The following is a 12,392-nucleotide window of genomic DNA, read 5'->3' on the forward strand; positions in this document are numbered from 1 at the left end:
CGGTGCCTGACATCGGCGACAGCGCCCGGGCGGCAGCCGAAGCCGCCGCCCGTCAAAGCTACGGCAAGCTCATTGCCTTCCTCGCCGCCCGCTCACGCGATGTCGCGGGCGCCGAGGATGCGTTGGCTGACGCCTTCGCCGAGGCGCTTGTCCGCTGGCCGCAGACGGGCGTGCCCACCCATCCCGAAGCCTGGCTGCTCACGGTCGCGCGTCGCCGCACCACCGACCGGCATCGCCGCCACGCAGTCCGTGAGGCGGCGCTGCCGCATCTCAGGCTGATCGGCGAGGAACTGGAGGAGGAGGCCGTGCGCGAAAAATTGCCCGACGAGCGCCTCGGCCTGCTTTTCGCCTGTGCCCATCCGGCCATCGATGCGAGCGTGCGCGCGCCGCTGATCCTGCAGACCGTGCTTGGCTTCGACGCGGCAACCATCGCCTCCGCCTTCTTGGTCTCGCCCGCCACCATGAGCCAGCGCCTGGTGCGGGCCAAGACACGCATCCGCCAGGCGGGCATTCCTTTCCGCGTGCCCGAAAGGCCTGAAATGGCTGAGCGGCTTTCGGCCGTACTGGAAGCGATCTACGCCGCCTTTTCCGAAGGCTGGGCCGATGCCGGGGGCACAGAATCCCGTCGCCGCAACCTCGCCTCCGAAGCCATCTGGCTCGGCCAACTCGTTGCCCGGCTGATGCCCGACGAGCCCGAGGCACTGTGTCTTCTATCCCTGATGCTCCACGCCGAGGCGCGCCGCCCGGCCCGGCGCGACACGGAGGGCAAATTCGTGCCGCTCGCCGAGCAGGACGTCCGTCTCTGGGATGCCGGCCTTATCGCCGAGGCCGATGCGCTTCTGGTCCGCGCCGGCTTCTTCGAAACCATGGGCCGCTACCACATCGAGGCGGCGATCCAGTCCGTCCACGCAGCCCGCCGGATGACCGGCCGCACCGACTGGCCGGCGCTCGCCATCTTCTATGAGGCGCTCACCACCATCACCGCCTCGCCGGTCGCCGCTGTTAACCGCGCGGTCGCCGTCGCCTATGCCGGCAACCCGGCCAACGGCCTGGCCCTGCTCGATGCCATGGGCGACCCCAGGCTCGACCAGTACCAGCCCTATTGGGCGGCACGCGCCGAACTTCTGTCGCTCGTCGGCCACGCGGAGGAGGCGAACCAGGCCTACGGGCTCGCCATCGGGCTCGAAACCGATCCCGCCGTGCGGGCATTTCTGGAGCGCAAGCGGGCAGGGGTGGCGGCCGGGTGAGCGTTGGCCCGTGCCTTCTCCCCTAGTGGGAGAAGGTGGATTGGCGCGCAGCGCCAAGACGGATGAGGGCTGTTGGAAGCGATGAGCGGGCGCAGAACAGGCGCCATCCCAGCGAACTCGGCAAAGCCGGTCCGTCCGCACCCCTCATCCGCCCTTTCGGGGCACCTTCTGCCGCAAGGGGAGAAGGAAGGCTTATCCGCCCAATCCCTCGAACAGCACCGTCGACAGGTACCGCTCGGCAAAGGACGGGATGATAACGACGATGTTCTTGCCGGCATTCTCCGGCCGCGAACCGACGACGACGGCCGCCTGCAGCGCTGCGCCCGAGGAGATGCCGACCGGCACGCCTTCCAGCCGCGCCACCAGCCGGGCATTGGCGATGGCGTCGTCGTTGGAGACCTTGATGATCTCGTCATAGATGGTCGTGTCCAGAACCTTCGGCGCGAAGCCGGCGCCGATACCCTGGATCTTGTGCGGGCCCGGCTGGCCGCCCGAAAGCACGGGCGAGCCCTCGGGCTCGACCGCCACGACATGCAGCGACGGCTTGCGGGCCTTGATCACCTGGCCGACGCCAGTGATCGTGCCGCCCGTGCCGATGCCGGCAACCAGGATGTCGATCGAGCCTTGCGTGTCGTTCCAGATTTCCTCGGCCGTTGTCTGGCGGTGGATTTCCGGATTGGCCGGGTTTTCGAACTGCTGCGGGATGATGGCGTTCGGAATGGTCTGCACCAGCTCCTCGGCCTTGGCGATGGCACCCTTCATGCCCTTGGCGCCTTCGGTCAGCACCAACTCGGCACCGAGCAGCGCCAGCATCTTGCGGCGCTCGATCGACATCGTTTCGGGCATGGTCAGGATAAGCTTGTAGCCCTTGGCGGCGGCGGCAAAGGCAAGGGCAATGCCGGTGTTGCCCGAAGTCGGCTCGATCAGCGTACTCTTGCCCGGCTCGATCTTGCCCGACGCTTCCAGTGCCTCAAGCATCGCAACGCCGATGCGGTCCTTGACCGAGGCGATCGGGTTGAAGAATTCGAGCTTGGCGAGGATGTTCGCCACAACGCCCTTGTCCTTGGCGAACTTGTCGAGCCGTACCAGCGGCGTGTCGCCAATGGTCTCGGTGATCGAGCCGTAGATGCGTCCGCGGCCGGGAATGCGGGTGGAGGTGACGGGCTTGTTCATGCGGTTTCGCTCCCTGCCGGATAATGCTTTTTTCGGCCCTGAAGATAGGGTGTCGCCGGGCAAATTCCGAGTGGGCGTCATGCTGATTGGCGACCATTGACGGAAACGTATTTCCGCAATGGCCAAATTAGTGGAAAAAGAATCCGTCCGGAGGCCTATTGGCGGGCGGCGATCGCTGCCGCCGCACCCACCATGAAGGCAGCTGCCGTGCGGTTCAGTGTCTTCAGCGCACGCGGGGTCTTCAAAAGCCAGCGCGCCTGCGAGGCCAGCGCCAGATAAGGGATCAGCACCACCAGCAACACCGCGATGGTGATAGCCACCAGGATGCCGTAGTCGGCCAATGTCACCGTCCTGAGGTCGACGACCGTCGGCGTGATCGCCAGGTAGAATATCATCGTCTTCGGATTGCCGAGTGTCACCGTAAGTCCCGCGAGGAAGCTGGAAAACAGCCCGCTCTTGCCCTTCTTCGCCTCGATCGTCTCAGGTGTGATGCCGCTGTTCCAGAAGCACCAGGCCAGATAGGCGAGATAGGCGACGCCGAGCCACTTGATGGCGAGAAACACCATGCCGAAGGTCTGCGCCACCATGGCAAGCCCCAGCACGACCGCGGTGAGATAGGTGAGGTCGCCCACCACCAGTCCCAGCGACATCGCCAGCGACGAGCGGAAGCCGGAGCCGAGCGCGCGTGCCACAAGTGCCGTCACGCCCGGGCCGGGAATGGCCGCGGCAATGGCGAGTGCGCCGCTATAGGCGAGAAATCCTGTAAGCGTCATCGGAACAGCCTGATTGTCGGTTGGTCGGCCGACCTATGCCACGAAAGCGGTTTCCTGTGAACGTCGCGACGTTGGGCCAGCGATCACATTTCCAGAAATAATGTGCCCGGACATCGACATTCGCCGCCTGCTCGTGTACCCGCACGGTCCCCGCCGCGGCCCGATCTGTCGAGCGCCGCCGACCCACGCAGCAAAATTCAGGATCTACATGATGCGACCGGCATACGGCGGCATAGACTTCGGCACTTCCAACTCCACCGTCGGCGTGATCGAGGATGGCCGCCCGCGCCTCGTCGCGCTCGAAGGCGAGAGCGTCACCCTGCCGTCGGCCATCTTCTTCAATTTCGAGGACGACAACACCGCCATGGGCCGCCGTGCCATCGGCGAATACACCGACGGCGCCGAGGGCCGCCTGATGCGCGCCCTGAAGAGCGTGCTCGGCTCGTCCCTTGTCCATGAAAAGACGCGCATCAAGGCCAAGCAGATCGCCTTCACCGACATTATCGGCATGTTCGTCGGTCACCTCAAGGACAAGCTCGAAAACCATGTCGGCGAGCCGGTCGAAAACGTCGTGCTCGGCCGCCCCGTGCAGTTCGTCGACGAGGACGCCAAGGCCGACGCCGACGCGCAGGGTGAGCTCGAAAAAGCCGCCCGCGCGCAAGGGTTCCAGCACATCGACTTCCAGTTCGAGCCGATCGCGGCCGCGCTTGACTACGAGCGCACGGTCAGCCGCGAGGAGCTGGCGCTGATCGTCGACATGGGCGGCGGCACCTCCGACTTCTCCATCGTCCGCGTTTCGCCCGAGCGTGCGGCGGCGGCCGATCGTAAGGCTGACATCCTGGCCAACCGTGGCGTCCACATCGGCGGCACCGATTTCGACCGCCTGCTCTCGATCGCCCACGTCATGCCCGAGCTCGGCTATCTCAGCGCGACCAAGGACGGCAAGCGTAACCTGCCCGCCGGCTACTTCATCGATCTCGCGACCTGGCAGCGCATCAACCTGCTCTACACCCCCAAGGCCAAGCTCGACATGCGCGCGATCCGCTTCGAGGCGGCCCGGCCCGACCTCGTCGATCGCATGATCGAGGTGGTCGACCAGCGCTTCGGCCATGCGCTCGCCACCCGGGTGGAGAAGGCCAAGATCGACCTCACCGACGCCGACAGCGCCACCGTCGAGGTCAACCTGCCGGCCGCGCAATTCACCGCGTCCTTCACACGCCAGCAGCTCGAAAACACGATCCGCACCGAGGTTGGCCGGGTGACGGCGACCGTCGCCGACACGCTGGCCGAGGCCAGCGTCCGCGCCGAAGACATCACCGCCGTCTTCCTGACCGGCGGCTCGACTGCCATCCCGCTCGCCCGCCAGAGCATTCTCGAACTGATTCCCGGCGCTAAGGTCGTCCAGGGCGACGCCTTCGGCTCCGTCGGCATGGGCCTCGCCCTCGACGCCCAGCGCAAGTTCGGCTGACGGAAGTTCGCTGATGAGTTTGTGGCAGTGCCGCCGTCGAGGCGGTGGCACTGTCGCGCCATGACGGTGCCGGAAACGGCTCGTCGCAGGGGGCATGCGCAGGGAAACCAGTTCAAAACGAGCAATTCACCCTGCCAGTGCGGGTCCCTCCACCTTCTCCGCCCGCACCAGTTCCTGCGCTTCCTCCACGGACGCGACATACGTCACCTCGGGCTGCCTGAGCCCATGCGTCATCAGCATGCGCCGCGTCTGCGGCGAGGCCCCTGCGATGTAGAAGCGCACGCCGGCTTTTGCGGCCTTGCGCGCCGCACCCTCCAGCACATTGGCCCCCGTCGAGTCAATCAGCGGCACGCGGCTGCAGTCGAGGATGAAGTTGCGGCGCTGGTCGGCGATGCGGTCGAGCACCGCACCCACCGTCGAGGCGGCGCCGAAGAAGAACGCTCCCGAGATCCGGTAGATCACCGTCGCGGCGTCTCCCGCATCACGTGACTCATAAGCGTGGCGGTCACCATTCACGTCATCGGCCACGTCCTCCTGCGCCAGCGGCAGCTCGGTTTCGACGGCCACGCTCTTGGCCATGCGGTCGATGAACAGCACCGAGCCCAGCGCGAAGCCTATGACAATGCCCTCGGTCAGGTCACGGAAGACCACCAGCAGGAACGTCACCAGGAGCACCAGCGCATCGCCGCGCGACGAGCGGATCAGCGTCGCGAAGGCCTGCTTTTCGATCATGTTCCAGGCCACCACCGCCAGCACGCCGGCTAGCGCCGACAGGGGGATGTATGACGCAAGCGGTGCCGCCACCAGCATGAAGGCGAGGAGGAACAGCGCATGCAGCATGCCCGCCACCGGCCCGTGCGCGCCGGCGCGCACATTGGTTGCGGTGCGCGCGATGGTGCCCGTGACGCAAATGCCTCCGAACAGAGCCGAGGCGACGTTGGCGAAACCCTGCGCCACCAGCTCGCAATTGGACCGGTGCCGACGGCCGGTCATACCATCCGCCACGACAGCCGACAGAAGCGACTCGATGGCGCCAAGCAGGGCAAAGGCCATCGCATCCGGCAGCACTGATATTGCCTTGTCCATCGTGAAGGTCGGCAAGGAGGGCCAGGGCAGGCTGCGCGGAATGCCGCCGAAACGCGTGCCGATTGTCTCCACTGGCAGGGCAAGCAAGGCTGCCGCCAGAGACGCCACGCCCACCGCGATCAGCATGCCCGGCCAATGCGGTCTGAGCCGCTTGAGCACAAGGATCGTGCCGATGGTCAGCGCGGCCACCGCCACCGCCGACGTATTCACCGTGCCTGCTGCCTGCGCCAGCGCCTCGATCTTCGGCAGCAGCGGCCCCGGCTCCTTGCCCGGCAAGGTCAGTCCGAACATCTCGCTCAGCTGGCTGGCGAAGATGATGACGGCGATGCCAGCCGTGAAGCCCACTGTCACCGGGTAGGGGATGAACTTGATGTAGGTGCCGAGCCTGAGATAGCCGATGACGACAAGCATGACGCCTGCCATCATTGTTGCCAGCAGCAGGCCATCGACGCCCTCGCGCGCCACGGTCGCCGCCACCAGCACGATGAAGGCGCCCGCCGGTCCGCCGATCTGGAACCGGCTGCCGCCCAGCGCCGAGATGATGAAGCCGCCGACAATGGCCGTGAACAGCCCCCGGTCCGGCGATACGCCGGAAGCAATGGCAATCGCCATCGACAGAGGCAGCGCCACGATCGCCACTGTCAGCCCGGCAATAGCATCGGCCTTGAATTGCCTGGTGCCATAGCCCTCGCGCAAAACCGTCACCAGCTTCGGCGTGAACAGCTCCGCGAAGCTCGGCTGCCTGTGCTGCGGTCCGTGCTGTCCTGGATTGCTGCCTGCGTCCATCATCCCACCACGTGGCAAACGCGGCGGGATCGTCGGCAGAACTGTCGGCGGTCGCGTCGCGACTACATCGCGCGGATCGTCAGGGAACTCAGGTTTTTTTCCTCAGCCGCACGCCCCGGCCGCCGGTGTCGCTCTCGCCGATCAGCTCCACGCCGGCAGCGTTCAGCGCCTCGACGACCTTGGTCAGCGTGTCGACCACGCCGCGCACCACGCCCTCGCTCGCTTCCATGCGCTGTATGGTTGGCACCGACACGCCTGCGAGGTCCGCGAGCGTCTTCTGGTCGATGCCTGCCAGCGCTCGTGCGGCGCGCATCTGTGCGGCTGTGATCACTGAGATGTTCCCGTCTCGATCCGCACTATAAATGTATCATACATTCATAGTGATGTTTCAAGCATCATTATTGATGCCTATGCCCCATGTTACGCGTCGCCCTCTGCTGGCCGCATCAGATAGCGGCTGACCAGCCAGCACAAAGTCGCCCAGGCAAAACCGGCGCACCAGCCCGCAAGCACGTCTGAAGGCCAGTGCACGCCGAGATATACCCGGCTGATGCCGACCATGAGTGTGGTCAGGATGGCGATGGAAAAGACAAAGACCGTCGTCGCCCGGCCCGGCAGGAAGCGCGCCAGCAGCGCACCCAGCGTCAGGTAGGTCACTGCCGACAGCATCGCGTGCCCGCTCGGAAAGCTCATCGTGTAGACCTGCGCCAGATGCGGTACGAGCTCGGGGCGAGGACGGTCGATGCCGAGCTTGAGCAGGCTCGACAGCACCTGACCGCCCGCCACCGAGACGAACACGAACAGCGCCGGCCCCCAGCGCCTGGTCATGCCGAGAAAGATGATAGTGATGGCGGTGATGTAGATCAGCACGGAGGCGCTGCCGAGTGCTGTGATGTCGCGCATGGCCTCTTCCATCCACAGCGGGCCGATCGGGTCGGCCGGGTTGCCCGCCTCGCGGAAGAACAGCAGGATGTCGGTGTCGAAGGCATGCGGGGCGGCGTCGCGCGCGATCTCGGAGAGCTCGACGAAGCCCCACAGGCCGCCGGCGATGATGATGCCGGCCGCCAAAAGCGAAAACTCGATCCTGTTCCACAATCTGTCGTGCATCGTCCTGTCGTTTCCGTTTCGCCGTTCGTCTTCGGGATGGCTCCTAATCGGCTGTTACGCAACAAGTGGGGAAGCCTTTCCCAAAGAAAAGGCGCCCATGCAAAAGGTCGCAGCGCATCAACCCGAGAACCACAATCGGTTTGCGAAGAGTGCGAGGCGGCACTCCAAAGTCTGCTGCGCGCGGCCTCGCCGATCACGCTTTGTGGAGCGGCCGATTTTCGGCGAAATTGTCATGCTGTTGTTATCTCCTCCCCTTAGCGGTGCCGGCGAACCCCAAGCCGTATGCTAGCCAGAGGTCGACATCATGAACCAACCCTACGATCAGAAGTTCCGCACCTCGATGCTCGAGGACAATGACGGTCCCGGCCACAACCCGACCGACAACCGGACCATGGGCGACATCATCGCGGCCCGCTTCTCGCGCCGCGGCTTCCTCAAGGGCTCGCTCGCCGTCTCGGCCATTGCCGCCACCGTCAGCCCCATCGCCATCATCCTGGCCGACGACGCCCGCGCCGCTTCGGGCTCGGCTTTCAACTTCGACGAGGTCGAGGCGGGCATCGACGACAAGCATCATGTCGCATCAGGCTATGATGCCGACGTGCTTCTGCGCTGGGGCGATCCGATCTTTGCCGATGCTCCCGAGTTCGATCCGACCAACCAGTCGGCGGAGGCGCAAGCCAAACAGTTCGGCTACAACAACGACTATGTCGGCTACATCGCGCTCGAAGGCTCGTCCGACCACGGCCTGCTCGTGGTCAACCACGAATACACCAACGAGCACCTGATGTTCCCGGGTATCGTCAAGCTCGTCGATGGCAAGGTCGAGGTTGCGCCTGCCGACCAGAAGCGCGTCGACATCGAGATGGCAGCCCATGGCGGTTCGATCGTCGAGATCCGCAAACAGGACGGCAAGTGGCAGCCCGTCCGCGATGGCAAGCTCAACCGACGCATCACCTCGTCCACCGAAATGCAGATTACCGGCCCGGCCGCTGGCAGCGACCGCTTGAAGACCAATGCCGACGCGACCGGCACCAAGGTTTTCGGCACCGTCAACAACTGCGCCGGCGGCGTCACGCCCTGGGGCACCTACATCATGGCCGAGGAGAATTTCCACGGCTATTTCGGCGGCGAACTGCCCGCCGGTCACCCCGAGGCCGCCAATTACAAGCGCGTCGGTGTGCCCGAGGGCACCTATGAATGGCACAAATTCTATGACCGCTTCGACGTTGCCAAGGAGCCGAACGAGCCGAACCGCTTCGGCTGGATCGTCGAGGTCGACGTCAACGACCCGAACTCCGTGCCGAAGAAGCGCACTGCCCTCGGTCGCTTCCGCCACGAAGGTGCTGAATCGATCGTGGCTGGCGACGGCCGCGTCGTCTTCTACCTCGGCGACGACGAGCGCTTCGACTACGTCTACAAGTTCGTGACCAAGGGCAAGTTCAACGCCAACGACCGCGCCGCCAATCTCGACCTGCTCGATGAAGGCACGCTTTATGTCGCCAAGTTTGCCGAAGACGGCTCGTTCGTCTGGCTGCCACTGGTCCAGGGCGAGGGCCCGCTGACGGCTGCAAACGGCTTTGCCAGCCAGGCAGACGTGGTCATCGAGGCCCGCCGCGCCGGCGACCTGCTCGAGGCCACCAAGATGGACCGTCCCGAAGACATCCAGCCCAACGGCGTCAACGGCAAGGTCTATGTGATGCTGACCAACAACTCGAAGCGCAAGACCGACCAGGTCGACGCCGCCAATCCGCGCGCCGAAAACGCCTTCGGCCACATCATCGAGCTGGTCGAAGACGCAGGCGATTTCACGGCTACCAAGGGCAAGTGGGAAATCCTGCTCAAATGCGGCGACCCCTCGGTCGCCGAGGTAGGCGCCTCGTTCTCGACCTCGACCACTGAGAATGGCTGGTTCGGCATGCCCGACAACTGCGCCGTCGACTCCGCCGGCCGCCTTTGGGTCGCCACCGACGGCAACTCGCCCAAGGCCACCGGCCGCACCGACGGTCTCTGGGCTGTCGACACCGAGGGTGATGCCCGCGCTACCTCCAAGCTGTTCTTCCGCGTGCCTGTCGGCGCCGAAATGTGCGGCCCGCTGTTCACGCCTGACGACCAGACGGCCTTCGTCGCCGTCCAGCATCCGGGCGACGGCGGCGAGGATTGGGAAGGCTTCGGCCGTCCGTCCTACTACGAGGACCTTTCGACCCGTTGGCCCGACTTCAAGCCCGACATGCCGGTCCGTCCTGCCGTCGTCGCCATTACCAGGCAGGGCGGCGGCAAGATCGCCGTCTGATCCGGACAGAACCTATGTGACGACAATGGGGGCCGTTGGCCCCCATTTTTTTGCGCGTTGCCGCGTTGGCCGCGGATTCAAGCGCTGATGCTGCACGCGATGCAACCTTGAAGGTTGACTGTGGCGTGCCCCTTCCACCGTCATTCCCGGCCCGTGAGCCAGTGAAACGAGCGGAGAGTGTCGGGAATCCATGCTGAGACGGCGACGGACCAGGATCGGTGCAGGATTTGCACCTGTGTCCGATCTTACAAGCTCGGGAAGAGCGGTAATTGCCAGCTACGCCCTATTTCCCGGCCAGTGCCGGCCCGAGCGTGATCAGCGCCACCGCGATCACCGCAAAGCCCACGCCCACGCCCTGGATGCCGGTCAGCCTCTCGCCGAAATAGAGGATGGCGACGAGGTTGACGGCAATCAGCTGGATCACCGCCGACAGCGAGAACGACACCGACATGCCGAACTCGCGCACCAGTCGCAGCATGATCAGATTGCCCAGCGAATAGAGGATCAGCGTCACCACCAGCTTGCCGATGGTTGGCTCGATGCCCCAGGTCTTGGCCACCATCGCGGCAATCAGGAATATGACGGTCGAAAAACCAAGCAGCGAAAGGCCGACAACGGACATTTTCAGGCAAGCTCCCACGAGTGCCCGCGATTTGCTCCGAATGCCGCCCCGGCGTCAAGCACGCCAGCGACCCGCTCCAACGCTATCGCGGCATGGCGGCCATTTTGGGCTTCTGACCGCTGGGTTGCTGCGGCTCATTCCAGATCTGGACCGTCTTGCCCTTCTGCAATGTTACGGCATCGATGAATGGCACGACGGCCCCGGAGCTGGCGCTCCATGCGCCAGCTCCTTGTCGCCCGCCTGATCGCGCTGGGCGGCCCGCGACAACGCCTGCGAAATCAAATCAGCTGCCCGCCCGCCGGGATCGTCGCAACGACCCGCGCCGACAGAGCGAGGTCGTCGTTGGTCGCCAGCACCGCCAGCGACGTCACCGGCAATTCCGCCAGCGTCTGCCGGCGCCACCCCTCCGCCAGCGCGGCTAGGTCGGCCGTCTCGGCAACTGTCAATGCAGCGGTGAAATGGTAGATGCCGACCACGTAGAAGCGCGTCTGCCGCGCGCCGCACGCGCTTTGCACAAGCCCGAGCACATCCTCGCCGTTGTGACGACAAGGGTAGACCGGCAGGTAGATGCGGCCGGTATTGATGCGGCCGAGAAACGGCCCGGCGAGCCGGATTGACAGAGGGCCCAGCGAGGCAAGCGCCCCGGCAGCGGCCTGCGCACAACGCTCGACGTCCGCTTTGCTCAGGCCGCCGACGATGGTCGCATGCAGCTTCGATGTCCGCTTGCGGCCAAGCTCCCACGCAATCTTGTCGCTGAACGAAAACGAGCGAAGCTCCGCCTCGAATGCTCGAAACGCCTCGGATGCGGAGAGCCCACTCGCATCTACGGGCACGACCAGCGAATATCTCGGCGCCTCGTAGCGCCCGTTGCGGTAGTCCGTCTCGTCTTTGCCTACGATGATCTCGGCGTGGCCGGGGGCTACCAGCGGCAGATGGGCAAGGCGATAGGCATCGTCGAACGTCAGCGCCTCGCCGGGAATAAAGCCCCGGCGCGACGCGTCATAGACCATGTCGGTGTCGTCGCAGAATGATGTCATGGGGCAGCGGGCATGCGGCAATTTCGTCCTGAGGCGTCGGCCGAACCGGCTACGGCTTGACCATCAAAACCCATTCCTGGCCCGGATTGTCCCAGCCGTCCTTCACCATTGGCCGCCTTGCGATCTCGCGATAGCCGCCGTTGTCATAGAGCCGCCGCGCCCGGGTGTTGGCGTCGGAGACGATCAGGCTGGTGCCCTGGCAGCCGGTCGCCTCGGCGATCTCATCGGCCATGGCGAGCAGCCGCGACCCAAAACCCTGCTTGCGCGCTTCCGGCATCGTGGCGACGACATTGACGTACCAGCTGCCCACCGCCATCGCCTCGAGCTCGTTCATCGGCACGAACATGGCGGGTGTGTCGGGATCGGGCACGGACGCCACGATCGGATAGCCGATCAGGCAGGCCAGCACCTTGCCGTGCTCCAGCACGACCGAGTTGCGGTAGGAAAAACTGCCGGTCTCGCGCAACGCCCGCTGCCGGCCGACCTCCCACGGGTCGCCGCCTTCGGCCATCTTGGTCCACAGGTAGAGCGGCAGCCCGTCGCCGGCCATGTTGACCAGTCGCGCCAGCACCGCCGCGTCGTCCTTGGTGGCGGGGCGCGCATGGGCTGTCAGCCCCTCGTCGCTGGGCAGGGCTTCCTCGGCCATGGCATCCTCCCTCGCAGCGGTCGCAACGACCGCAAGCTGCATTGGAGCGCGCGATGCCGCCTGCGTCAACCTTGCCCGCCATCGCGCTCCGCAGTCTCGATTTTAAACTTGATATTTATAGTCATGTTTTGTAGTCGTGCTGCAGCGATGAAACGGC

General features: G+C 65.1%; 11 protein-coding genes. 3 read left to right on the forward strand and 8 right to left on the reverse strand.

All coding sequences use genetic code 11. From position 1 onward, the window contains the following. Nucleotides 1-2: 2 nt before the first annotated feature. Nucleotides 3-1,247: a DUF6596 domain-containing protein gene (locus B015_RS0102910; protein WP_018426159.1), complete on the forward strand. Its 1,245-nt coding sequence runs from the start codon at nt 3-5 to the stop codon at nt 1,245-1,247. Between the two features lie 192 nt (nt 1,248-1,439). Here the strand turns inward: B015_RS0102910 and cysK are convergent, their stop codons facing one another. Continuing rightward, the gene (cysK, locus tag B015_RS0102915; protein ID WP_018426160.1) at nt 1,440-2,420 is read right to left on the reverse strand and encodes a cysteine synthase A; all 981 of its coding nucleotides are present in this window, start codon (nt 2,418-2,420) and stop codon (nt 1,440-1,442) included. A 155-nt stretch (nt 2,421-2,575) separates the two neighbouring features. Next, complete coding sequence (locus B015_RS0102920; protein ID WP_018426161.1) at nt 2,576-3,193, reverse strand: LysE family translocator; 618 nt, start codon at nt 3,191-3,193, stop codon at nt 2,576-2,578. Nucleotides 3,194-3,404: 211 nt separating this feature from the next. Between B015_RS0102920 and B015_RS0102925 the strand changes: the two genes are divergently transcribed. After that, a complete protein-coding gene (locus tag B015_RS0102925) occupies nt 3,405-4,661 on the forward strand; it encodes an Hsp70 family protein (RefSeq protein WP_026226819.1) in 1,257 nt (418 codons plus the stop codon). Between the two features lie 126 nt (nt 4,662-4,787). Here B015_RS0102925 and B015_RS0102930 read toward each other — a convergent pair whose 3' ends face one another. The 3 genes from B015_RS0102930 to B015_RS0102940 all read right to left on the reverse strand — a co-directional run bounded on the left by B015_RS0102930 (nt 4,788) and on the right by B015_RS0102940 (nt 7,640). Next, nucleotides 4,788-6,536, reverse strand: a complete 1,749-nt coding sequence (locus tag B015_RS0102930) for a SulP family inorganic anion transporter (RefSeq protein ID WP_018426163.1) — start codon at nt 6,534-6,536, stop codon at nt 4,788-4,790. 85 nt (nt 6,537-6,621) lie between these two features. Then, nucleotides 6,622-6,864, reverse strand: a complete 243-nt coding sequence (locus tag B015_RS0102935; protein ID WP_026226821.1) for a helix-turn-helix transcriptional regulator — start codon at nt 6,862-6,864, stop codon at nt 6,622-6,624. 89 nt (nt 6,865-6,953) lie between these two features. Further along, nucleotides 6,954-7,640: a phosphatase PAP2 family protein gene (locus tag B015_RS0102940; RefSeq protein ID WP_018426165.1), complete on the reverse strand. Its 687-nt coding sequence runs from the start codon at nt 7,638-7,640 to the stop codon at nt 6,954-6,956. Nucleotides 7,641-7,944: 304 nt separating this feature from the next. On the opposite strand from B015_RS0102940, the gene B015_RS0102945 reads away from it, so the two are divergent. Continuing rightward, nucleotides 7,945-9,930: a PhoX family phosphatase gene (locus B015_RS0102945; protein WP_018426166.1), complete on the forward strand. Its 1,986-nt coding sequence runs from the start codon at nt 7,945-7,947 to the stop codon at nt 9,928-9,930. A gap of 283 nt (nt 9,931-10,213) precedes the next feature. Here B015_RS0102945 and B015_RS0102950 read toward each other — a convergent pair whose 3' ends face one another. The 3 genes from B015_RS0102950 to B015_RS0102960 all read right to left on the reverse strand — a co-directional run bounded on the left by B015_RS0102950 (nt 10,214) and on the right by B015_RS0102960 (nt 12,235). Next, nucleotides 10,214-10,552, reverse strand: a complete 339-nt coding sequence (locus B015_RS0102950) for a hypothetical protein (RefSeq protein ID WP_018426167.1) — start codon at nt 10,550-10,552, stop codon at nt 10,214-10,216. Between the two features lie 278 nt (nt 10,553-10,830). Next, a complete protein-coding gene (locus tag B015_RS0102955) occupies nt 10,831-11,562 on the reverse strand; it encodes a hypothetical protein (RefSeq protein WP_157632679.1) in 732 nt (243 codons plus the stop codon). A gap of 76 nt (nt 11,563-11,638) precedes the next feature. Next, nucleotides 11,639-12,235 (reverse strand): GNAT family N-acetyltransferase, encoded by a 597-nt coding sequence (locus tag B015_RS0102960; RefSeq protein WP_157632680.1) that lies wholly within the window; start codon nt 12,233-12,235, stop codon nt 11,639-11,641. Nucleotides 12,236-12,392: the final 157 nt, after the last annotated feature.

Origin of the sequence: Hoeflea sp. 108, assembly GCF_000372965.1 — a bacterium.
In the GTDB taxonomy this organism is placed as follows: Bacteria; Pseudomonadota; Alphaproteobacteria; order Rhizobiales; family Rhizobiaceae; genus Aminobacter.